Source organism: Micromonospora sp. CB01531 (assembly GCF_001905095.1).
Taxonomy (GTDB): domain Bacteria; phylum Actinomycetota; class Actinomycetes; order Mycobacteriales; family Micromonosporaceae; genus Micromonospora.
Genome location: NZ_LWLS01000138.1, coordinates 106,112 through 128,009 on the forward strand (window position 1 = coordinate 106,112; position 21,898 = coordinate 128,009).

The following is a 21,898-nucleotide window of genomic DNA, read 5'->3' on the forward strand; positions in this document are numbered from 1 at the left end:
GAAGAGCTGATTCGCACCGCCCTTGCGGATCGCGGCGGCGAACTCACGCGCCGGAAGCGCGATGTGCTTCGGCTTCTCGCCGTGGCCGTACAGCACGGCGGGCACCTTGCCGGCCCGGCGGGTACGACGGGCACCACCCTTGCCGAACTCGGTGCGGGGCTCGGCGCTGATCTTTACCTCGGACACGGGGAAACTCCTGATGCTTTTCGCTGCGGCGGCTTGTCGTCTTGCGGTGCTGGGGCGAGGGGCTCGCTGGGGCTCATGCGTCTAGTCGACTGCCCGGAGCACCGCGTCGATGACGGCGCCTCCGTGCGGTGCTTTTCAGCGGCCCGCCGGGCACCCTCGCCGTGGCAACCGCACCAGTCTACCCGAGCCGTTTCCCAGCAATCCGGCAGTCCCCATATCACCGTTCAAACGGGCCCGCAGGACAACCGGCACACCGCCGGCGACCGTCCGCGACGGCCGCCGGGCGGCGGCGGTGGGTCAGCTCAGGCCACCGAACAGGGTGGTCACCGACCCGTCGTCGAAGACCTCCCGGATCGCCCGGGCCAGCAGCGGCGCGATCGACAGTACGGTGATCTTGTCGAGCTGCTTCTCCGGCGGCAGCGGCAGCGTGTTGGTCACCACGACCTCGCTGATCGGGCTGTTCTTCAGCCGCTCCGTCGCCGGGTCCGACAGCAACGCGTGGGTCGAGGCGACCACGATCTCCGCCGCGCCGGACTCCTTCAGGATGTCGGCGGCCTTGGTGATCGTGCCACCCGTGTCGATCATGTCGTCGACGATCAGGCAGACCCGACCCTCGACCTCACCGACCACCCGGTTCGCCACGACCTGGTTCGGCTTCAGCGGATCCCGCGTCTTGTGGATGAACGCCAGCGGGCAGCCACCCAGCCGGTCCGTCCACCGCTCGGCCACCCGCACCCGGCCCGAGTCCGGCGCCACCACCGTCATCGGGCGGCCCGCGTACTTGTGCTCCACGTACTCGGCCAGCACGTCCATCGCGAACAGGTGGTCCACCGGACCGTCGAAGAAGCCCTGAATCTGCGCGGTGTGCAGGTCGACCGTCAGGATCCGGTTCGCACCCGCGGTCTTCAGCAGGTCGGCCACCAGCCGCGCCGAGATCGGCTCCCGGCCCCGGTGCTTCTTGTCCTGACGCGAGTACGGGTAGTACGGCAGCACCACCGTGATCCGCTTCGCCGAACCGCGCTTCAGCGCGTCCACCATGATCAGGGTCTCCATGACCCAGGTGTTGACCCCGTGCGTCACGGACTGCACCACGAAGGCGTCCGAACCACGCACCGAGTCCTTGTACCGTACGAAGAGCTCACCGTTGGCGAACTCGTACGAGTCGGTGGGCGTCGGCGCGACGCCGAGCACCTCACCGATCTCCTTGGCCAGCTCCGGAAAGCCACGTCCGGAGAAGAGCATCAGGCTCTTGCGGTTTTCGGCGACGATGCTGCCCATGGGCCCGTCTGCTCCCGTGTGTCGGTGGTTCCCGGCGGCGGTGGAGCCGGGGACTATTCGGTTGCAGTATCCCCCGCGTTAACCGGTCCTCCCACGGTCTCCGGCCCCTCGTGGATTGGCTCACCTTCCCTTGCGGGCGAGGCCGCACCCGACGCATGCTCACGGGCCCGCTGCGCCGCCTCCGCGGCCGCCGTACCAGCGCGCTTGCGCAGCACCCAGCCCTCCACGTTGCGCTGCTGGCCCCGGGCCACCGCCATCGCGCCCGGCGGCACGTCCGCAATGATCACCGAGCCCGCCGCCGTGTACGCACCGTCACCCACCCGTACCGGCGCGACGAACATGTTGTCCGCCCCGGTACGCGCGTGACTGCCGATCGTCGTGTGGTGCTTGCGTACCCCGTCGTAGTTCACGAAGACCGACGCCGCGCCGATGTTGCAGTGCTCGCCGATCGTCGCGTCCCCCACGTACGTCAGGTGCGGCACCTTGGAACCCTCGCCGATCGTGGCCTTCTTGGTCTCCACGAACGTGCCGACCTTCGCCTTGCGGGCCAGCCGCGACTGCGGCCGCAGGTACGCGTACGGCCCGACGCTGGCCTGCGGGCCGACCTCGGCACCCACCGCGTGGCTGCGCACCACGCTCGCGCCCGCGCCGACCGTGGTGTCGACCAGCGTCGTGTCCGGGCCGACCAGCGCACCCGTCCCGACCACCGTCGCACCCTGGAGCTGGGTGTTCTGGTCGATCACCGCGTCCCGCTCGACGGTCACCGTCACGTCGATCCAGGTGGTGTGCGGGTCGAGGATGCTCACCCCGGTGCGCATCCAGCCCTCGTTCACCCGGTCCCGCAGCAGCCGGCGCAGCCCGGCCAGCTCGACCCGGTCGTTGCAGCCCAGCGTCTCCACATGGTCGGGGGCGCAGTGCACCGCCACCGGCTCCCCGGCGTCGCGCAGCAGCCCGAAGACGTCGGTCAGGTACTCCTCGCCCTGGTCGTTGTCGGTGGAGAGCTTGCCCAGCGCCTCCCGCAGCCGCGCCACGTCGAACGCGTAGATGCCGGCGTTGATCTCCCGCAGCCCGCGCTGCTCCGCGGTGGCGTCACGCTCCTCGACGATCTGCTCCAGCCGCCCCTCGACGTCCCGCACGATCCGGCCCAGGCCGGTCGGGTCGGGCACCTCGGCGGCGAGCACGGTCGCCGCCGCGCCAGCGCTCTCGTGCGCCTCGACCAGGGCCGCCACGGTCTCCGGCCGCAGCAGCGGCACGTCGCCGTTGATGACCACGACCGTGCCGGTGGCCTCGGCGACGGCGTCCAGCGCGATGCGTACCGCGTGGCCGGTGCCGAGCTGCCGCTCCTGGAGCACCGGGGTGGTTTCCGGGGCGATCTCGGCCAGGTGCGCTCGGACCTGCTCGGCACCGTGCCCGACCACCACCACCGTGCGATCCGCGTGCAGCGGCTCGGCCGCCGCCAGCACGTGTCCGAGGAGGGTACGACCGAGCAGCGGGTGCAGCACCTTGGGCAGGGCCGACTTCATCCGCTTGCCCTCACCGGCGGCGAGCACGACAACGGTGCGGAGGCGGGGCTGGGACACGACGTGGCTCCCGTCGGGACGGCGACAGTCTCGCGGCCATGCTAACCAGACCGCGTCGGAGGCTGTCGAATACCCCGACAAGGGGCATCCGCACCAGAAACGGCTCGGCCGCCAGGGTTCGAACCTGAAACACGGGTACCAAAGACCCGGGTGTTGCCAATTACACCACGGCCGAAGGATCGTTCACAGCTTAGCGCCTGGTGTCCGGTCCCAGGTTGCCCACACCGGGCTGCGGACCGGCCACGAGGCCCTCCACCACGCCGGCGATCCAGAGATACAGCTCTCGGGACCTCGGCACACGCACCACCAGACAACCTCGGTAGTCCTCACCGACGTTGGTCCGCGACGTCGTAGGATTGTGCCGCTTCAACGTCGGACGCTGGATGTTTCCCGCAGGTCCGGCGCCCCGGCCCACTTGGCCGCCAGGCCGCGCGCTTCGCGTTCCGCGTCCTCGCGTCGCTCTCGCTGACCTGCACGGCTGAGCACTCGGCGCGCGTCAGCGGCCTGTTGCCGCTCGGCGGCAACCTCGGACGATGAGTCGAGCGGAAGATGTCTGACCCACTCGTAGGCGGTCGACTTGGCGACCGTCAGCCGCTCCGCGATCTCGTTGACCGTGTGGCCGTCGGCCCGCAGCCGCAGCGCCGTCGCATGTAGGTCGTCCTTGGCATTTCGACGTCGGAGAGATGCAGGTGGCGGAACATCCCGCAACATCGCTTGCACTCGGACCCGACCGAGGCCCAGACGTGAGCAGATCTGACGGATCGACAGCTGCTCCACGGCACGGAGACGACGGACCTCTGCGGCCAGGGAGTCAGTCATGTTCGGCAGGCTAGAACAGCCGTACGACGAAACTCGCACGTGGCAGAGGATCCTCAATCGCTCGTCGACTCGTTGCGCGTGGCGGCGAAGAGTTCGGCAACCAGTCCTTCGATCCGCCAGTACAGCTCGCGGCTGCCCGGCACATTGATCACCAGACAGCCGTGGTAGTCGTCACCCGTGTTCCACCGTAACGTGACGATCCGGTGCCGTTTGATGGTCGAACGCTTGATGCGGTCGGCGGGAAGCCCGAGTCTCTCCATCCACCATCGGACCGCCGCCGCAGCGTCGGCCGATTCATGGATGCTCACCCGGTAGGTCGGCACTCCCCGATCGATCCCGCACGCTGCCAAAAGACGCAGGAAGGGCGCGATGATGCCGGGATCGCTGTTGATGAACTGGAGGTGGTCGTCCCGCCGCCAAGGGCTTCGACTTGGTGTCCTCACACCAGTAGATCGCCGCCCCAAGGAGCAAAGGTCCCGTTCATCAAGTGTGCCGACCGCCGCCGCCCCGCGCGACTGCTCGGCCGCCTGCGCGGCGTCGCGCGCCTCGCGGTGCGCCGACCACCGGGCGTCGGTCATCAGCTTCGACCGGGCCCGCCGCCGCTGCGCCGCCGCGTCGTCCGGATCCAACGGCAGGTGCTTCACCCACTGGTACGCGGTCGATTTCGCCACGCCGAGCTGCTGCGCGATCTCGTTGACCGATCGCCCGCCGGCGCGCAGCCGAACCGCCTCGGCCCGCAGCGCGTCCTTGGCGTTCGGGCGCCGGGTCCACTCAGGCGGCGGAACGCCACGCAGCAACGCGGACGCCCGGTCGCGGCCGATACCCAGGCGGGCGCATATCGCACGGACGGAGAGCTGCTCCTCGACGCGCAGGCGGCGCGCCTCGTCGGCGAGCGGATCGGTCACGGTCGCAGGCTAGAACGCGCGTACGACAAGGAAGTCCATTCACAGACGGAACTGTCCACTGCGATCTAGGCCGCCGCTGGTTACGGTGACGTAGGCGTAGCCCGTTCCGCTGGGAGGTGCCATGTCGACCGCCCTGACCGGCCCGGAGACCGGGCCCAAGCCGCTGACCCAGGGCCACCAGTCCCGGGGCATCCTGATCGCCCTCTGGGCCTTCGTGGTCATACCGTTCCTCGCTCTGCTCGCCGCCGTGCCGATGGCCTGGGGCGGCTGGCTGGGCTGGAGCGACGTGCTCGTGGCCGGCTTCTGGTACATGCTGTCCGGACTCGGCGTCACCGTCGGCTACCACCGCTACTTCACCCACGGCTCGTTCAAGGCGAAGCCGTGGGTGCGGACGGCACTCGCGGTGGCGGGTTCGTTCGCCGTGCAGGGCGAGGTCATCCAGTGGGTGGCCGACCACCGCCGGCACCACGCCTTCTCGGATCTGGAGGGCGATCCGCACTCGCCGTGGCGGTTCGGGGAGAGCGTCGGAGGGCTGGCCCGGGGGCTGTTCCACGCGCACGTGGGCTGGCTGTTCAACCGGGAGTTGTCCAACCGAGAGCGGTTCGCCCCGGACCTGCTCGCCGATCCGGCCACCCGCCGCGTCGACCGGCTGTTCCCGGTGCTGGTGGCGGTCTCGCTGCTCGGGCCGGCGGCGATGGGCGGGCTGCTCACCTGGTCGTGGCAGGGCGCGTTGACCGCGCTCTTCTGGGGCGGGCTGGTCCGGATCGCGCTGCTGCATCACGTCACCTGGGCGATCAACTCGGTCTGCCACGTCTACGGGGAGCGCCCGTTCGCGATGCGGCAGGGTGACCGGGCGGCGAACTTCTGGCCGCTGGCGCTGCTGTCGTTCGGGGAGAGCTGGCACAACCTGCACCACGCCGATCCGACCAGCGCGCGGCACGGGGTGCTGCGGGGTCAACTCGACCCGTCGGCGCGGGCGATCTGGCTGCTGGAGAAGGCCGGGGTCGTCTGGGCGGTGCGGTGGCCGAAGCCGGAGCGGATCACGGCGAAGCTGGTGGAGCCGGAGCGGATCCGGGCCCGGTCGGCGGGGCGCGAACGATAACCGGTCGGTCGGGCGCGTGGCGGCCTGGCAGGATGGCCGGATGACCGACCTTCAGCGCCGCCGACCGGCTGGCCGGATCCGCAGCGGCCGCGACGCCGGGCCGCGGGTCCGCGGGGGGACGACATGAGCGCGCAACTTCCCCGCCAGGGCGGCACCGAGCGCCGGCGAGGTGACGAGATGACCGAGGTTCCCGGCAAGGACGCCGGCGCCGCCCGGCGGCGGGCGGTGCCGGCGGCGAAGTCGTCGTCCCGGGTACGGATGTCCGCGACGCAGCGCCGCGAGCAGTTGATCTCGATCGCGCGGCAGATTTTCGCGGAGCGCGGTTTCGACGCCACCTCGATCGAGGAGGTGGCCGCCCGGGCCAAGGTCTCCAAGCCGGTGGTCTACGAGCATTTCGGCGGCAAGGAGGGGCTGTACGCGGTGGTGGTGGACCGGGAGGTCCGCTCGCTGCTGGACCGGATCACCACGGCGTTGACCGCGGGGCATCCGCGGGAGTTGCTGGAGCAGGCGGCGTTGACGCTGCTGACGTACATCGAGGAGGAGACCAGCGGCTTCCGGGTGCTGGTCCGGGAGTCGCCGCTGATGTCGGCGACGGGCAACTTCAGCAGCGTGATGAACGACGTCGCGCATCAGGTGGAGCACATCCTGGGGGCGGAGTTCTCCAGCCGGGGGTACGACCCGAAGCTGGCCGAGTTGTACTCGCAGGCGCTGGTGGGGATGGTGGCGTTGACCGGCCGCTGGTGGTTGGAGGTGCGCAAGCCGCGCAAGGAGACGGTGGCGGCGCATCTGGTGAACCTGGCCTGGAACGGCCTGTCGCATCTGGAGGCGAAGCCCGGTCTGATCACGTCCCGCAAGCCGGGTTGAGCCGGCTGCGGGTCAGTGGTTGCCCTCTGCGACCGCGTGGCGGCGGCGGCGCATCTCCGCCTCGGCGTGCTCCGGCGGGCCGATCTTGTCGTAGAGGCCGGTGGCGAGCAGGATCAGCCCGAACAGCATCGACACGACGACGGTCGACATCGAGAAGTTGAGGATGTTCGCCGTGGTCTGCAGCACGGACATCATCGCGATGCTGGTGACCAGGAAGACCACCCCGGCGGTCAGATTCATGTAGTGGCCAAGGTTGGTGCGGCGGGACGCTCCGATCAGGAGGAAGGCGCCGAACAGCACCGACACGATCGAGAACGCGAGGTTGGTCCGGAGTCCGAGCGCCCAGTGGCTGCCGCGGGCGAAGAGCGACTCACCCGCGGTCAGGAAGACGCCGTACACGCCGAAGACCAGGATGTACAGCCCGATGATCCCGGAGAGGACCCGGTAGAGCGGCCGGGCGGGATGGTTCACCGGTAGGTGCGGCATGGGGATCCTCCAGCCAAGGTGACCGATTTCCGGCAATTGTCACCCGCACCGTTCGACCCCGTCCCCGGAAACGCAAAAGGCCCGGCCGAGGCCGGGCCTTTCCACAGGTGGGCTCAGAGCACGAGCCGAGCCTTCTCGAAGGCCTCCCGCTCCTCGTCGGTGCCGACCTTGCCGTACATGCCGGCCATCAGCAGCACCAGGGCGAGGGCCAGCACCACGATGACCGTGGCGACGCTGAAGTTGAGGATGTTCGCGTCGGTGCGCAGGAACGCCAGTGCGGCCAGGCCGAGGGCCATCAGGGCGTACGACAGCCACTGGTTGATCACCACGTCAAGGTTCCGGCCGATCACGGTGCCGAGCAGGATCAGGGCGCCGACGATGATCGAAACGAGCGAGAAGCCGAGGTTGGTGCCCTGGCCGAGGACCGTGGTGTCGTCCTGGGCGAGGAAGTCGTTGCCGAGGCTGACGATGACGCCGAGCACGCCGAAGACGACGAAGTACAGACCAACGAGCCCGCCGATCGCCCGGTAGATCGGCCGCGCGGGGTGGTTGACGGGGGTGTGGGCCATCTCTGCGTCTCCAAGACCGTTCGGATGAGGGGTCGGGGTGATTGTCCCGCACGGCGAACTGTGACGCCGCACACCCCCCACCCGTGTCGAGGTCAGCCGGCCGGCAGTTCCTCGGCGAGGGTCAGCCAGGCCTCCTCGGTGCGTTCCCGCTCGGTCCGCAGCTCCTTCAGCTGGGCGTCCAGCTCGGCGACCCGGGCGTAGTCGGTGGCGTGCGCGGCGATCTGTTCGAGCAGGTCAGCCTCCTTCTGCTCCAGCTTGGCGATCTGCCGTTCCAGCTTGCCGAGTTCCTTCTTCGCGGCGCGCACCTCCGCGGCCGACATGCCCTCGCGGGCCGGGGCTGCCCCGGCCGGGGTGAGGTCGGCGGGGGCCGGGCCGTTGCCCGCGGCGGCCCGGGCCAGATACTCGTCGACCCCGCCGGGCAGGTGCACGAGCCGCCCGTCGCCGAACATCCCGTACGCGACGTCGGCGACCCGCTCGATCAGGTACCGGTCGTGGCTGGCCACCACGATCGTGCCGGGCCAGGAGTCGAGCAGGTCCTCCAGCGCGGCGAGGGTGTCGGTGTCCAGGTCGTTGGTGGGCTCGTCGAAGAGGAGCACGTTGGGTTCCCCGGCGAGCAGGCGGAGCATCTGCAGGCGGCGGCGCTCGCCGCCGGAGAGGTCGCTGACCGGGGTCCAGAGCCGGCGGTCGTCGAAGCCGAAGATCTCGGCGAGCTGGGCGGCGCTGATCTCCCGGTCGCCGAACTGGACGCGCCGGGCCACCTCCTCGACGGCCTCGAGGACGCGCAGGTGGCCGGGGAGTTCGGCGAGTTCCTGGGAGAGGAAGGCGGGCCGCACGGTCTGCCCGGTGGTGAGGCGCCCGCCGTCGGGCCGGGTGACGCCGGCCAGCATCCGCAGCAGGGTGGTCTTGCCGGCGCCGTTGCGGCCGAGGATGGCGATCCGGTCGCCGGGGCCGACCTGCCAGGTGACGTCGTGCAGGATCTCCTTCGGGCCGGCGTGCAGGGTGACCTGGTCCAGGTCGTACACCTGCTTGCCGAGCCGGGCGGTGGCGAGCCGTTGCAGCGACATGGTGTCGCGCGGCGGCGGGACGTCGGCGATGAGCGCGTTGGCCGCGTCGATCCGGAACTTCGGCTTCGAGGTCCGGGCGGGCGCGCCGCGGCGCAGCCAGGCGATCTCCTTGCGGAGCAGGTTCTGCCGGCGGGCCTCGGTGGCGGCGGCGACCCGCTGCCGCTCGGCCCGGGCGAGGATCCAGGCGGCGAAGCCACCCTCGTACGCCCGGACGGTCTGGTCGGCGACCTCCCAGGTGGTGGTGCAGACGGCGTCGAGGAACCACCGGTCGTGGGTGACCACGACGAGGGCGCCCTTGCGGGTGACCAGGTGCCGGGCCAGCCAGTCGACGCCGCCGACGTCGAGGTGGTTGGTGGGCTCGTCGAGGATGAGCAGATCGGCGTCGCGGACCAGCAGCGCGGCGAGCGCGACGCGGCGGCGCTCGCCGCCGGACATCGGGCCGACGGGCGCGTCGAGGCCGAGGTGTGGCATACCGAGGCCGTCGAGGATGGCCCGCACGCCGGCGTCGCCGGCCCACTCGTGCTCGGCGCCCATGCTCTCGCCGAGCCAGGCGGTGCCGAGCACGACGTCCCGGACGGTGGCCTCGGGGGCCAGGTTCAGGCTCTGCGGCAGCCAGGACACACGCAGATCGCGGCGGTGGGTGACCCGGCCGTCGTCGGGGTCCTCAGTGCGGGTGAGCAGCCGCAGCAGCGTGGACTTGCCGGCCCCGTTGAGGCCGACCACGCCGACCCGGTCGGCGTCGTCGAGACCGAGCGAGACGTCGGTGAGCAGCGGCCCGGCAGCGCCGTACCCTTTGGACACCCGGTCCAGGTTGACGATGTTGGCCACTTCCCCACCTTTCATGATCAAGGCGTCCCGGTGCGGGCGGGCACCTTGGGACGCCTGGCCCCTCAGGGTACGCGGGTCCGCCCGATGGACGTCAGGCCCCGACGCGGGTCAACGACCGCTGCCGCCCGGTTTGTTCCGGCCGCCGGTTGGTCCGCGCGCGAGGTCGCCGGCCCGGCGGCGTCCGGGCCGCCGGGACACCGCCACATCGGCGACGCCAAGCCGACTTGCCCGACCGAACGGGCCGGACCTGGCCAGGTCGGGTCGGGCCAGGTCGGGTCGGGCCAGGTCGGGTCAGAACGCCCGGCAGACTCAGACGATGCGGGCGCCGGCCACCGGGCCGTGGGCGACCCGGGCTTCCCGGCAGACCCCGGCGGCCGCCAGCTCGGCGGCGACCCGCCCGGCGTCGGTCTCGTTCGCGGTGAGGAAGACGCAGGTCGGCCCGGAGCCGGAGACGATTCCGGCGAGCGCGCCGGCCGCCTCGCCGGCCTTGAGGGTCTCGGCGAGCGTGGGGCGCATGGTGAGCGCGGCGGCCTGAAGGTCGTTGCCGAGCGCGGCGGCGAGCACCCGGGGGTCGCGCTGGCGCAGCGCGGCGAGCAGCGTGTCGGTGCTGCCCAGCGGCTCCCCGGCGCTGCCGGCGTCGCGCAGCCGGTCCAGTTCCCGGTAGGCGGCGGGGGTGGAGAGGCCGCCCTCGGCGATCGCCACCACCCAGTGCCACGAGGTGGGGCGGGCCAGCACCGGGCTGACCGCTTCGCCCCGGCCGGTGCCCAGCGCGGTGCCGCCGTGGATCAGGAACGGCACGTCCGAGCCGAGGTCGGCGGCGATGCCGGCCAGCTCGTCGCGGGACAGCCCGGTGCCCCAGAGCGCGTCGCAGGCGACCAGGGTGGCGGCCGCGTCGGCGCTGCCGCCGGCCAGCCCGCCGGCGAGCGGGATCTGTTTGCGCAGGTGCAGCCGGGCGTGCGGTGGGACGCCCGCGTACCCGGCGAGGGCGTGGGCGGCCCGGATCACCAGATTGGTGTCGTCCAGGGCCAGCTCGCCGGCGCCCTCGCCCTCCATGGTGAGGGTGAGTGTGTCGCCCCGGCGGGCGGTCAACTCGTCGTGGATCGAGATCGCGTGGTAGACGGTGTTCAGCTCGTGGAAGCCGTCCCGGCGCAGCGGGCCCACCCCGAGATGCAGGTTGATCTTGGCGGGCACCCGGACCTTCACCGGCCCGCTGGCCCCGCGCCGCTGCCCGTCCTCGTCGTCCGGTCGCCAGGCCTCGGTCACGGGGCGATGTCCCGTGGGCGCAGGCGGATGTCGAACGGCTTCTCCACGATCAACTCCTCGGCGGGGTCGGGCAACGGCGCCCAGCCTACTGGGCGACGGCGGGGACGGCCGGGGCCGACGCGGCGATGGCGGTGAACTGCTCCACGGTCAGCGACTCGCCACGGGCGCCTGGGTCGACGCCGGCGGCGGTGAGCACCGCGGCCGCCCGGTCGGCGCCGCCGGCCCAGCCGGCCAGGGCGGCGCGCAGGGTCTTGCGGCGCTGCGCGAACGCCGCGTCGACCACCGCGAAGACCGCCTCCCGGCGGACGTCGGCGCGGGGTGGCTCCCGGCGGGTGAAGGCGACCAGCCCCGAGTCGACGTTCGGCACCGGCCAGAACACGTTCGGCGGGACCTTGCCGGCGGCCCGGGCCCGGGCGTACCAGGCGAGCTTGACCGACGGGACGCCGTACACCTTGGAGCCGGGACCGGCGACGAGCCGGTCGGCGACCTCCTTCTGCACCATCACCAGGCCGTGCCGCAGGGTGGGCAGTTCGGCGAGCAGGTGCAGCACCACCGGCACGGCGACGTTGTACGGCAGGTTCGCCACCAGCGCGGTGGGGGCGGGTTCCGCCAGGTCGGCGGCGCTGACCCGGAGCGCGTCGGCGGGGTGGACGGTGAGCCGGGCGGCGTCCGGGCCGGCGAACCGGGCGGCGGTCTCCGGCAGCGCGGCGGCCAGCGCCGGGTCGATCTCCACGACGTGCACGTGCGCGGCGACCGGGAGCAGGGCGAGGGTGAGCGAGCCGAGCCCGGGGCCGACCTCCAGCGCCACGTCGTCCGGGGCGAGCCCGGCGGTGGTGACGATCCGGCGGACGGTGTTCGGGTCGTGCACGAAGTTCTGGCCGAGCTTCTTGGTCGGCGTCACGCCGAGGCGCGCGGCGAGCTCCCGGATCTCCGCCGGGCCGAGGAGGCCGGTCACGCCCCGTAGCGTATGCGGCCCGGCCGGGTGGCACGGAGGGGCCCCGGGCAAGAACGGGCCCCTCCGGTCACCACGGGCCGAAGACGCGGTCGCCGGTCGCGGAGATCGCGGCGCAGAGCTCGTCGAGGTCGGTCCCGGTGGTCGCGGCCAGGAACCGGACCGTCAGCGGGATCAGGTACGACGCGTTCGGCCGCCCCCGGTGCGGCATCGGGGTCAGGTACGGGGCGTCGGTCTCCACCAGCAGCTGGTCGACCGGGGTCACCGTGGCGGCCTCGCGCAGCGCCCCGGCACTGCCGAAGGTGACCGTGCCGGCGAAGCTGAGCAGGTAGCCCCGGCGGACACACTCGCGGGCGAAGTCGGCGTCACCGGAGAAGCAGTGCAGCACGACCGTGTCCGGGGCGCCCTCGTCGTCGAGGATGCGCAGCACGTCGGCGTGCGCGTCCCGGTCGTGGATGACGAGTGCCTTGCCGTACCGCTTGGCGATGGCGATGTGCGCGCGGAAGCTCTCCTCCTGGGTGGCCCGTCCCTCGTCCCCGGTACGGAAGAAGTCCATCCCGGTCTCGCCGACGCCGCGTACCCGGTCGCGGGCGGCCAGGGCCTCGATCTCGCGCAGCGCCTCGTCCAGGTCGGCCAGGCGGGGCGCCTCGTTCGGGTGCAGCGCGACGGTGGACAGTACGGCTGCGTAGCGCTCGGCGACGTCGGCGCCCCAGCGGGACGACTCGACGTCCACACCGACCTGGACCAGCCGGTCCACGCCGACGCCGGCGGCCACCGCGATGACCGCGCCGACCGGGTCGTCGGTGGGTCCACCCCCGGGTACGCCGGCCTCGCTGACGGTGATGTCGAGGTGGGTGTGGCTGTCCAGCACGGGACGGGGCAGCGCCTCGGGGGCGGGCGGGAACTCCCCGGCCCGGCGGGCGGCCCGTTGCTTGCGGGTCTCGGTCCGCTCGCTCATCTGTTCGGTTGGCTCGGTCATCAACCAAAGGATCACACACTGGCCGGGTCCACCCGGCCGCCACCTCGTGTTCATCTTCACTACCCAGCGCGAACCTACCGTCGCAGCGTGACTGAGCGGAGCGAGCGAACCATCGGGCACAGGAGCAAGCGGACGATCCGTGCAGCGATCGTGACGCCATGAGTGTGACCCCTCAGGCTGGCGGGGCCGCCTCCGAGCGGACCGGCCTGCACGTCACGTACGAGGGTCGGGTGCACCCGGCGGAGGAGATCGCGCGGGGCGCGGCGTACGAGCTGTTCAGCGCCGAGGAGGTGCCCGGCTTCGAGTGGGCGCCCCGGCCGGGTGTGGCGTACCCGTGGCGGAAGTTCGTGCACGTCAGCGAGGTGAGCGCGGTGCACGGGGCGGCCGAGCCGACCGAGGACGCGGACCCGCCGCTGCTGATGCCGGTGCACCGCACGCACGGCTGGGCCCACCTGCACCAGCTCAGCCAGCAGCCGGCCGCGGCCGGCGACCCGACGCTCGCCGCGGTACGCGCCTCGGCGGTGATCCGGCCGGGCACCCGGATGGTGAAGGTGCTCTCCGCCCGCCAGCTCGCCGGCTATGTGCGGGGCTGGCTGCCGCACGGCTTCTGCTACCGGGAGCACGACGTGGCGCACCTGCGCACGCCGGCCGGGATGGCGGTGCTGCGCGGCGACGGCGAGGGCGGTGACGTGGCCTACGCGCTGCGCTGGCGGGCCGCCGACCCGGCCGACTTCGACGTGCCGGTCGGCCCGGCGCACCAAGGCCTCACCGCGCTGCCGCCGCGGGACCGGCTGGGGCCGCCGGTGCTGGGTACCGGCTTCGTGCCGAGCAACGGCCAACTCGTCCCGGAGTTCGTCACCCGGGACTTCGCCGACCTGCCGATGCCGGCGAACGCCACGCTGCTCGCCTACCCGGCGGACGGGGTGGAGGTGGTGCTCTACACCTACCAGGCGGAGCAGCGGGGCTGGCTGCGCCTGGTCGGCCGGCAGTGGCGGCACCTGCTCGCGGCGGTGCCCGGGCTCTCCCCCGACCAGGAGTACGTGCCGACCGGTGACGCGCCGCGCTCCACCCGGCTCGTCGGCGCGTACGGCGGCAACGAGTACGAGGCGGTGGCCGACCAGCCGGGCGGCTTCCGCGTCCTGGCGATGACCCGGGCGGCCCGGTACCCGGTGGAGTCGGCGGCCCGGCGGCTGCGGTACGCCACCTGGCGCGGGGTGCCCTGCCTGGTGCTGCGCGAGGAGTCGGGCTGGCTGCGGCTGCGGCTGTGCCGGCCGGATCCGGACGCGGTGGTCACCACCGGGGCGCAGTGCCACGAGCGGGGCGTCTACGAGGCCTGGGCGCCGGGCACCGAGGTGACCGACGACCAGGTGCTCGACCTGCCGTACCGCGCGGCATAACCGCCGTCGGCGCGGGAATCCGCCGGGGTCCGATGCACCCCAGCTCAGGAGACCCGAGATGCCCTTCATCACCGTCGGCACGGAGAACTCCGCGCCCATCGACCTGTACTACGAGGACCACGGCTCCGGGCAGCCGGTCGTGCTCATCCACGGTTTCCCGTTCAACGGGGCGACCTGGGAGAAGGTGACCATCCCGCTGTTGAACGCCGGATACCGGACGATCACCTACGACCGGCGTGGTTTCGGCAGTTCCGCCCAGCCGGTCGCAGGGTACGACTACGACACCTTCGCGGCCGACCTGGACGTGCTGATGACGGAGCTCGACCTGCGCAACGCGATCCTGGTCGGACACTCGATGGGCACCGGCGAGGTGACCCGCTACCTGGGCACGTACGGGTCGAGCCGGGTGGACCGGGCGGTGCTGCTGGCCCCGCTGGCGCCGTTCCTGCTGAAGACGCCGGACAACCCGGAGGGTGTGGACAAGAGCCTCTTCGACGGTTTCCAGCAGGCCATCCTCAACGACCGCTTCGCCTTCCTGACCCAGTTCTGCAAGAACTTCTTCAACTACGACGAGAACAAGGGGAAGTCGGTCAGCGAGGAGGCGTTCCGGGCGCACTGGGAGATCGGCACCCGGGCGTCGGCGAAGGGCACCCACGACTGTGTCGACGCCTGGCTGACGGACTTCCGCGGCGACCTGGGCCGGATCGACGTGCCGGTGCTGATCGTGCAGGGCGACAAGGACGCGGTGCTGCCGTATCCGGTGACCGGGCAGCGGTTGCAGCCGATGCTGCCGGGCAGCCAGTTGATCACCCTGCGGGGCGCCCCGCACGGCACGCCGTGGACCAACGCCGCCGAGGTGAATAAGGCGATCATGGAGTTCATCGGCGCGCCGTCGATGGCGCGCGCCTGACCGCGCGGACGGCGCGGCCCCGGGGAGATGTCCCCGGGGCCGCGGTCGGCCGTCGGATCAGCCGGCGAGGCGGGCCAGCTCCTCGTCGACGATGGACGGGTCGAGCTTGCGGAACACCGGCTTCGGCGCCGCGAGCGGCCGACCCACCGCCAGGGGTACGGACTCCCAGCGCGCACCGACCGTGTAGTCGCCGGTCAGCACCGGGTACGCCGGCCCACCGTCGAGGTCCCGTACCTCCTCGATCACCGGCATCGGCGCGTGCACGCCGGTGCCGCCGAGCAGCTCGTGGATCTTCTGGGCGGCGTGCGGCAGGAACGGGGTGAGCAGCGTGTTGGCGTCGCTGACCACCTGGAGGGCGACGTGCAGGATGGTGCCCATCCGTGGCTTGTCGTCCTCGCCCTTGAGCTTCCACGGGGCCTGCTCGGAGAGGTACTTGTTGGCCTCGGCGACCACCTTCATCGCCTCGCCGATGGCCTGCTTCTGCCGGTGCTTGGCGATCAGGTCACCGACGACGGCGAAGCCGGCCTTGGCGGTGGCGAGCAGCGCCTCGTCGGCCTCGGTGAGGCCGGCCGGGTCGACCGGCGGGATCGCCCCGAAGTTCTTCGCCGCCATCGAGACGGACCGGTTGACCAGGTTGCCCCAGCCGGCGACCAGTTCGTCGTTGTTCCGGCGGAGGAACTCCGACCAGGTGAAGTCGGTGTCGTTGCTCTCCGGGCCGGCGACCGCGATGAAGTAGCGCAACGCGTCGGCGTCGTACCGCTCGAGGAAGTCCCGGACGTAGATGACCACCTTGCGGGAGGAGGAGAACTTCCGGCCCTCCATGGTCAGGTATTCGCTGGAGACCACCTCGGTGGGCAGGTTGAGCCGGCCCAGTTCGCCCGGCTCGCCGTCGCGCGATCCCTCGCCGGAGTAGCCGCCGAGCAGCGCCGGCCAGATCACCGAGTGGAAGACGATGTTGTCCTTGCCCATGAAGTAGTAGCCGCGGGCGTCCTTGCCCTCCGCGTCGGCGGACCACCACTTGCGCCAGGCCTCGGGGTCGCCGGTGCGGCGGGCCCACTCGATGGAGGCGGACAGGTAGCCGATGACCGCGTCGAACCAGACGTAGATCCGCTTGTCGGTCCGGTCGCGCCAGCCGTCGAGCGGGATCGGCACGCCCCACTCCAGGTCCCGGGTGATGGCCCGGGGCTGCAGGTCGTCGAGCAGGTTCCGGGAGAACCGGAGCACGTTGGGGCGCCAGCCCTCCCGGGTGTCCAGCCACTGGCGCAGCGCCTCGGCCAGGGCGGGCAGGTCCAGGAAGAAGTGCTCGGTCTCGACGAACTCTGGCGTCTCCCCGTTGATCTTCGAGCGGGGGTTGATCAGGTCGATCGGGTCGAGCTGGTTGCCGCAGTTGTCGCACTGGTCGCCGCGGGCGCTGTCGTACCCGCAGATCGGGCAGGTGCCCTCGATGTAGCGGTCGGGCAGGGTGCGGCCGGTGGACGGGGAAATCGCCCCGGTGGTGACCTTCGGGACGATGTAGCCGTTGCGGTGCAGCCCGAGGAACAGCTCCTGCACCACCGCGTAGTGGTTGCGGGTGGTGGTACGGGTGAACAGGTCGTACGACAGCCCCAGCGCCCGCAGGTCCTCGGCGATCACCCGGTTGTACCGGTCGGCCAGCTCGCGCGGGGTGACCCCCTCGGCGTCGGCCTGCACCTGGATCGGGGTGCCGTGCTCGTCGGTGCCGGAGACCATGAGCACGTCGTGACCGGCCATTCGCATGTACCGGGCGAAGACGTCGGAGGGAACGCCGAATCCGGATACGTGGCCGATGTGGCGCGGACCGTTGGCGTAGGGCCAGGCGACCGCGGCGAGAACGTGACTCATGAGCAGCAAGCCTAGTGAGTGCCCGGGGGCAGCCGCGAACCAATAGGACGCGTCCCACGCATAGACTCCGGCGGCTCGCCCGATTTGTCGCCGACATGCTGCCTGAGCTGCCCGTCCGGCCTCCCGTACCGCTGTGGAATGAACGGCGTGGCCAGCAGCGGAGGCGTTTCGGAGCAGGGCGGACCCGACCCGGTTCGAGGTCCCGCCGGAGCCGCCCGACCCACCGGGCTCCTTCAGCTGTGCACGACGGTGTAGACCTCGCGCCGGCGCAGCCCGTACTCGGCGGCCACCTCGGTGATGGCGTCCCGCCGGGACAGGCCGGCCGCCTCCCGCGCGGCCACCGCGGCGCGCAGCGTGTCGTCGTCGGGCCGGGCCGCTGCGGCTGGCGGCGCACCCGCCACGACCAGGGTGATCTCGCCGCGCGGCTCACCCGCCACGGCCCACTCGGCCAGCTCGCCCAGCGGCCGGCGGACCACCTCCTCGTAGGTCTTGGTCAGCTCGCGGCAGAGCGCGGCCGGCCGGTCCGGGCCGAACGCGGCGGCCAGGTCGGCCAGTGCGCCGGCGATCCGGTGCGGGGCCTCGAAGAGGACCAGGGTGCGCTCTTCGGCGGCGAGGGCCCGCAGCCGGGACCGGCGGGCGGCCGGCGTACGGGGCAGGAAGCCTTCGAAGCAGAACCGGTCGCAGGGCAGCCCGGAGAGCGCCAGGGCGGTGGTCACCGCGCTCGGGCCGGGGGCCGCGGTGACCGGGAAGCCGGCGTCGAGGGCGGCCCGGACCAGCCGGTAGCCGGGGTCGGAGACGCTGGGCATGCCGCCGTCGGTGACCAGCGCGACGGTGTAGCCGGCGGCGAGCACCTCGACCAGCTCCGGGGTCCGCCGCTCCTCGTTCCCCTCGAAGTAGGAGACGATCCGGCCGGCCACGGTGACGCCGAGGTCCCGGGCCAGCCGGGTGAGCCGCCGGGTGTCCTCGGCGGCGACCACGTCGGCGGTGGCGAGCACCTCGCGGAACCGGGCCGACGCGTCGGCCGGGTTGCCCAGCGGGGCGCCGAGCAGCACCACCCGTCCGACCTCGGACATTTCACCCACGGAGTGCGCTCCTTCATCGACAGCCGTACCAATCTCGGGGACGACGGGCGCCACCGGGCACCTTCGCAGCCTACGATCGCCGGGTGACGAGTGCCTCGACAGCACAGAGCGCGGACGCCGGCCGGGCCGGATCGGACCGGACGGCCGCCGGTCAGCCGATCACCGATCAGGCCGCCGAGGCCGCAACGACCGACCGCGGCGGGGTCCCGGCCGTCGTCCGGCGGCGGCTCGCCACCGTCGACGCCCGCCTCGACGGGCACGCCTGGCTGGCCACCGCCGTCGTGGTGGCGATCGCGGCAATCCTGCGCCTCGTCGGGCTGAGCGGTCCCAAGGGCAAGATCTTCGACGAGATCTACTACGCCCGGGACGCCTACGGGCTGATCGACAAGGGCGTCGAGTGGAACTACAAGGACAACGGCCCGTCGTACGTGGTGCACCCGCCGCTGGGCAAGTGGCTGATCGGGTTCGGTGAGTGGGCGTTCGGCTACCAGGACGCGGAGACAAAGATCTCCGTGCCGGGGCACCTGACCACCACCGCCCCCGAGTTCGGCTGGCGGATCGCGGCGGCCGTCGCCGGCACCCTGTCGGTGCTGCTGTTGGTCCGGATCGCCCGGCGGATGTTCCGCTCCACCGCGCTGGGCTGCGCGGCCGGCCTGCTGCTCGCCCTGGACGGCTTCCACCTGGTGCTCTCCCGCACCGCGCTGCTCGACATCTTCCTGCTGCTGTTCGTGCTGGCCGCGTTCGGCGCGCTGGTGCTGGATCGGGACGCCCGGCGCCGCCGCTGGGCCCGGGCGCTGGCGGCGGGGCTCGACCCGTCGACACCGGGGCGGGCCGGCCGGCCGCCGTCGGGCTGGCGGAACTGGCCGTGGTGGCGGCTGGCCGCCGGGGTGCTGCTCGGCTGCGCCTGCGCGGTCAAGTGGAGCGGCGTGTACTTCGTGCCGGCCTTCGCGCTGCTGGTGATCTTCTGGGAGGTCGGCGTCCGCCGCTCGGCGGGGGTACGCCACCCGTGGCGGGACGCCCTGCTGGACGAGCTGCCCTGGCTGCTGCTGGCCGGGGTGCTGATGGTGGCCACCTACGTCGCCACGTGGTCGGGCTGGCTGTTCACCGACGACGGCTACTACCGGCTCGCCAGCCGCTACCCGAACACGCCGGGGCTGAACGACACCCCGGTGATCGGGCCGCTGATCAACCTGTGGGAATACCACAAGGCCGCGTACGGCTTCCACACCCAGCTCGACGAGCCGCACAAGTACCAGTCCTGGCCGTGGCAGTGGCTGCTGCTGGGCCGGCCGGTGGCCTTCTACTGGTCCGGCGACGGCAGCTGCGGCGCGCCGCAGTGCGCGAGTGAGATCCTGCTGCTGGGCACCCCGCTGCTCTGGTGGTCGTTCCTGCCCGCGCTGGCGGCGCTGGCCTGGCTCGGGCTGGCCCGGCGGGACTGGCGGGCCGGGGCGATCCTGCTGAGCGTGGCCGCCGGCCTGCTGCCCTGGTTCTGGTTCGCGCTGGACGGCCGGACGATGTTCTCCTTCTACGCCGCGCCGGCGCTGCCGTTCCTGGTGCTGGCGGTGACCTACGTACTGGGCGCGATCGTCTCGCCGGCACCGGCCGCCGCCCCGGGCACGGGGGCGCCACCGGGCGGGCCGGACGTCGCCGACCGCCGGCTGGTGGGCGGGATCATCGCGGGCGCGTACGTGCTGCTGGTGGGCCTCTGCTTCGCCTACTTCTACCCGGTCTTCGTGGGCCGCCTGATCAGGTACGCGGACTGGTCGGCGCGGATGTGGCTGGACGGGCGCTGGATCTGACGCCCGGCGCTACCGGCGGTGGGCTGGACAACGCAAAGAAGCGCGCCCCGATCGCCTGCCACGGGGGAAGCGGGCGATTGGGGCGCGCAGAAGAAGCTTAACCACCCCGGATCAGCGGCACAACTGGTCGTCTCCGGTCAGATTCCCGACCGGCGAGCCCCCACGAGGATGATTCGCCCGCAGGTGGCGCCGGTGGTCACGGCGCGAAGACCTTACGGGAGCCTTACGGCTTCGTTCCGCCGCCGGCCGAGGGGCGCCCGCCCGGCCGAACCGCCAAGGGGAGCGCTTTCCGGACCGCGCGGGCCCGCAGCCGGTGTTGATCTCCGGAGCTTTCGTCATCGTTGATGACCTATAGGCTAGAACTACCTGTTTGTCTGCTAAGCCCGCTCTATGGTCTGCAATCCGGATATGCGAATGATGAAATATCCCTCGTCGGCCAGCCTCGCGGACTTGGACATACCTCGCTATTCGCCCTCATAGCCTCTCCCGGTGGCCGCTCACCTTCCGCTCGCGGAGCCGGGCGCCGCCAGCCCCTTCCACCGGCCACCGGCGCACCCGAGGCATGGTGCGCCGGCCGACCAGCCACGGGAGGGGGTGATGTCCCGACGATGACCGACAACCCATGACCAGCTGGATGATCACCCGGGTGTCACCACCCGGATGATCATCCGAAGTGGATCTCACTACACTTCGGCCGGTGATCAACAAGAGCAGATCGGCAGCGGTCCTCATTGGACTGCTGGCGACGACCGCGCTGATCGGTCCGGCGCCCGCCCGGGCCGGCGACGACACCCCCGAAACCCCCGCCGAGCCGCCCAAGGTCGAGCTGGTCCTCGACGTCAGCGGCTCGATGCGGGCCCGCGACATTGACGGGCGCAGCCGGATCTCCGTTGCCCAGCAGGCGTTCAACGAGGTCGTGGACGCGCTGCCGGACGAGACCCAGCTCGGCATCCGGGTGCTCGGGGCCACCTACCGGGGCAAGGACAAGAAGCAGGGCTGCCTGGACACCCAGCAGATCGTGCCGGTCGGCCCGGTGGACCGTACGCAGGCCAAGGCGGCCGTGGCCACCCTCCGGCCGACCGGCTTCACCCCGGTCGGGCTGGCGCTCCGCTCCGCCGCGCAGGACCTCGGCACCGGCAGCACCGCCCGCCGGATCGTGCTGATCACCGACGGCGAGGACACCTGCGCCCCGCCCGACCCCTGTGAGGTGGCCCGCGAGCTGGCCGCCCAGGGCACCAGGCTGGTCGTCGACACCCTCGGCCTGGCCCCCGACGAGAAGGTACGCCGGCAACTGCTCTGCATCGCCGGCGCGACCGGCGGCACCTACACGGCGGCACAGAGCGCGGACGAGCTGACCGGCCGGATCAAGCAGCTCGTGGACCGGGCCCGGGACACCTACACCGCCACCCCGACGGTGGTCGGCGGGGCGGCCGAGTGTGCCAACGCGCCGCTGCTCGGCCCCGGCGTCTACACCGACCGCGAGGCGTTCTCCGAGCACCGCTGGTACCGGGTGCCGGTGCGTCCCGGCCAGGAGCTGCGAGCCTCGGTCAGCGTCGCACTGGACCGGCCGGTCAACCCCGACTACGGCGTACTGCTGCGGGCCACCGCGACGGACGGGCGGGAACTCGTCCGGGGCGTGGACGCCGGCAGCGGACGTACCGATGTGATCTCCACCGGCCTGCGCTGGTCCGCGGCCGAGGACACCCCCACCCCGAGCCCCAGCGGTACGCAGACCGCCGAGACGGTGTGCCTGGTGGTCAGCAACTCCTTCGCCGCCCGCCCCGGCACCCAGGTCACCCCCGGCATGCCGGTGGAGCTGACCGTCGACGTGGTCGCCGCGTCCCCCGCCCCGGACGGGCCGGACCTCGGCCGCGGCTGGGCTCTGCTGCTCCTGCTCACCCTGGCCGGGCTGGTCACCGGGCTGGTCACCGGGCTGCTCACCCGCTGGTGGGTCGCCACCTGGAGGGAGAACTGA

18 protein-coding genes, 1 tRNA gene and 1 pseudogene are annotated in these 21,898 nt (G+C 72.0%); 6 read left to right on the forward strand and 14 right to left on the reverse strand.

The window, feature by feature from the left end:
* The 6 genes and pseudogenes from A6A27_RS46695 to A6A27_RS40580 form a co-directional block, all read right to left on the reverse strand.
* Positions 1 to 186: pseudogene (locus A6A27_RS46695) on the reverse strand (50S ribosomal protein L25/general stress protein Ctc); the annotation flags it as partial.
* Positions 187 to 483: 297 nt separating this feature from the next.
* The gene (locus A6A27_RS40560) at positions 484 to 1,464 is read right to left on the reverse strand and encodes a ribose-phosphate diphosphokinase (protein WP_073839959.1); all 981 of its coding nucleotides are present in this window, start codon (positions 1,462 to 1,464) and stop codon (positions 484 to 486) included.
* Positions 1,465 to 1,517: 53 nt separating this feature from the next.
* Positions 1,518 to 3,044: a bifunctional UDP-N-acetylglucosamine diphosphorylase/glucosamine-1-phosphate N-acetyltransferase GlmU gene (gene glmU / locus A6A27_RS40565; protein WP_073839960.1), complete on the reverse strand. Its 1,527-nt coding sequence runs from the start codon at positions 3,042 to 3,044 to the stop codon at positions 1,518 to 1,520.
* Between the two features lie 103 nt (positions 3,045 to 3,147).
* Positions 3,148 to 3,219, reverse strand: a tRNA-Gln gene (locus tag A6A27_RS40570).
* Positions 3,220 to 3,410: 191 nt separating this feature from the next.
* Positions 3,411 to 3,863, reverse strand: a complete 453-nt coding sequence (locus tag A6A27_RS40575) for a helix-turn-helix domain-containing protein (RefSeq protein ID WP_241825700.1) — start codon at positions 3,861 to 3,863, stop codon at positions 3,411 to 3,413.
* A gap of 53 nt (positions 3,864 to 3,916) precedes the next feature.
* Positions 3,917 to 4,768, reverse strand: a complete 852-nt coding sequence (locus A6A27_RS40580) for a helix-turn-helix domain-containing protein (protein ID WP_241825701.1) — start codon at positions 4,766 to 4,768, stop codon at positions 3,917 to 3,919.
* A gap of 121 nt (positions 4,769 to 4,889) precedes the next feature.
* Here A6A27_RS40580 and A6A27_RS40585 point away from each other — a divergent pair, with 121 nt between their 5' ends.
* Positions 4,890 to 5,870, forward strand: a complete 981-nt coding sequence (locus tag A6A27_RS40585) for an acyl-CoA desaturase (protein ID WP_073839962.1) — start codon at positions 4,890 to 4,892, stop codon at positions 5,868 to 5,870.
* A 177-nt stretch (positions 5,871 to 6,047) separates the two neighbouring features.
* Positions 6,048 to 6,734, forward strand: coding sequence for a TetR/AcrR family transcriptional regulator (locus A6A27_RS40590; RefSeq protein ID WP_073839963.1), 687 nt, complete (start codon positions 6,048 to 6,050; stop codon positions 6,732 to 6,734).
* A gap of 12 nt (positions 6,735 to 6,746) precedes the next feature.
* Here A6A27_RS40590 and A6A27_RS40595 read toward each other — a convergent pair whose 3' ends face one another.
* From A6A27_RS40595 to A6A27_RS40620, 6 genes are all read right to left on the reverse strand, one after another.
* On the reverse strand, positions 6,747 to 7,220 hold the full coding sequence (locus tag A6A27_RS40595) for a DUF4383 domain-containing protein (RefSeq protein ID WP_073839964.1): 474 nt from the start codon (positions 7,218 to 7,220) through the stop codon (positions 6,747 to 6,749).
* Positions 7,221 to 7,333: 113 nt separating this feature from the next.
* Complete coding sequence (locus tag A6A27_RS40600) at positions 7,334 to 7,789, reverse strand: DUF4383 domain-containing protein (RefSeq protein ID WP_073839965.1); 456 nt, start codon at positions 7,787 to 7,789, stop codon at positions 7,334 to 7,336.
* A 92-nt stretch (positions 7,790 to 7,881) separates the two neighbouring features.
* On the reverse strand, positions 7,882 to 9,681 hold the full coding sequence (locus tag A6A27_RS40605) for an ABC-F family ATP-binding cassette domain-containing protein (protein WP_073839966.1): 1,800 nt from the start codon (positions 9,679 to 9,681) through the stop codon (positions 7,882 to 7,884).
* Positions 9,682 to 9,990: 309 nt separating this feature from the next.
* Positions 9,991 to 10,944 (reverse strand): 4-(cytidine 5'-diphospho)-2-C-methyl-D-erythritol kinase, encoded by a 954-nt coding sequence (locus A6A27_RS40610; RefSeq protein WP_073839967.1) that lies wholly within the window; start codon positions 10,942 to 10,944, stop codon positions 9,991 to 9,993.
* A gap of 85 nt (positions 10,945 to 11,029) precedes the next feature.
* Positions 11,030 to 11,899 (reverse strand): 16S rRNA (adenine(1518)-N(6)/adenine(1519)-N(6))-dimethyltransferase RsmA, encoded by an 870-nt coding sequence (rsmA, locus tag A6A27_RS40615; RefSeq protein WP_073839968.1) that lies wholly within the window; start codon positions 11,897 to 11,899, stop codon positions 11,030 to 11,032.
* A 67-nt stretch (positions 11,900 to 11,966) separates the two neighbouring features.
* A complete protein-coding gene (locus A6A27_RS40620) occupies positions 11,967 to 12,854 on the reverse strand; it encodes a TatD family hydrolase (RefSeq protein ID WP_073840086.1) in 888 nt (295 codons plus the stop codon).
* A 179-nt stretch (positions 12,855 to 13,033) separates the two neighbouring features.
* Between A6A27_RS40620 and A6A27_RS40625 the strand changes: the two genes are divergently transcribed.
* Positions 13,034 to 14,272 carry a hypothetical protein gene (locus tag A6A27_RS40625; RefSeq protein ID WP_073839969.1) on the forward strand — a complete coding sequence of 413 codons (1,239 nt, stop codon included), beginning with the start codon at positions 13,034 to 13,036 and terminating at the stop codon, positions 14,270 to 14,272.
* 58 nt (positions 14,273 to 14,330) lie between these two features.
* On the forward strand, positions 14,331 to 15,182 hold the full coding sequence (locus A6A27_RS40630) for an alpha/beta fold hydrolase (protein WP_073839970.1): 852 nt from the start codon (positions 14,331 to 14,333) through the stop codon (positions 15,180 to 15,182).
* Between the two features lie 57 nt (positions 15,183 to 15,239).
* Here A6A27_RS40630 and metG read toward each other — a convergent pair whose 3' ends face one another.
* A complete protein-coding gene (gene metG, locus A6A27_RS40635) occupies positions 15,240 to 17,042 on the reverse strand; it encodes a methionine--tRNA ligase (RefSeq protein WP_073840087.1) in 1,803 nt (600 codons plus the stop codon).
* 233 nt (positions 17,043 to 17,275) lie between these two features.
* Positions 17,276 to 18,115: a 16S rRNA (cytidine(1402)-2'-O)-methyltransferase gene (gene rsmI / locus A6A27_RS40640; protein WP_073839971.1), complete on the reverse strand. Its 840-nt coding sequence runs from the start codon at positions 18,113 to 18,115 to the stop codon at positions 17,276 to 17,278.
* A gap of 92 nt (positions 18,116 to 18,207) precedes the next feature.
* On the opposite strand from rsmI, the gene A6A27_RS40645 reads away from it, so the two are divergent.
* Positions 18,208 to 19,923, forward strand: a complete 1,716-nt coding sequence (locus tag A6A27_RS40645) for a dolichyl-phosphate-mannose--protein mannosyltransferase (protein ID WP_073839972.1) — start codon at positions 18,208 to 18,210, stop codon at positions 19,921 to 19,923.
* A 697-nt stretch (positions 19,924 to 20,620) separates the two neighbouring features.
* Positions 20,621 to 21,898, forward strand: a complete 1,278-nt coding sequence (locus A6A27_RS40650; RefSeq protein WP_073839973.1) for a VWA domain-containing protein — start codon at positions 20,621 to 20,623, stop codon at positions 21,896 to 21,898.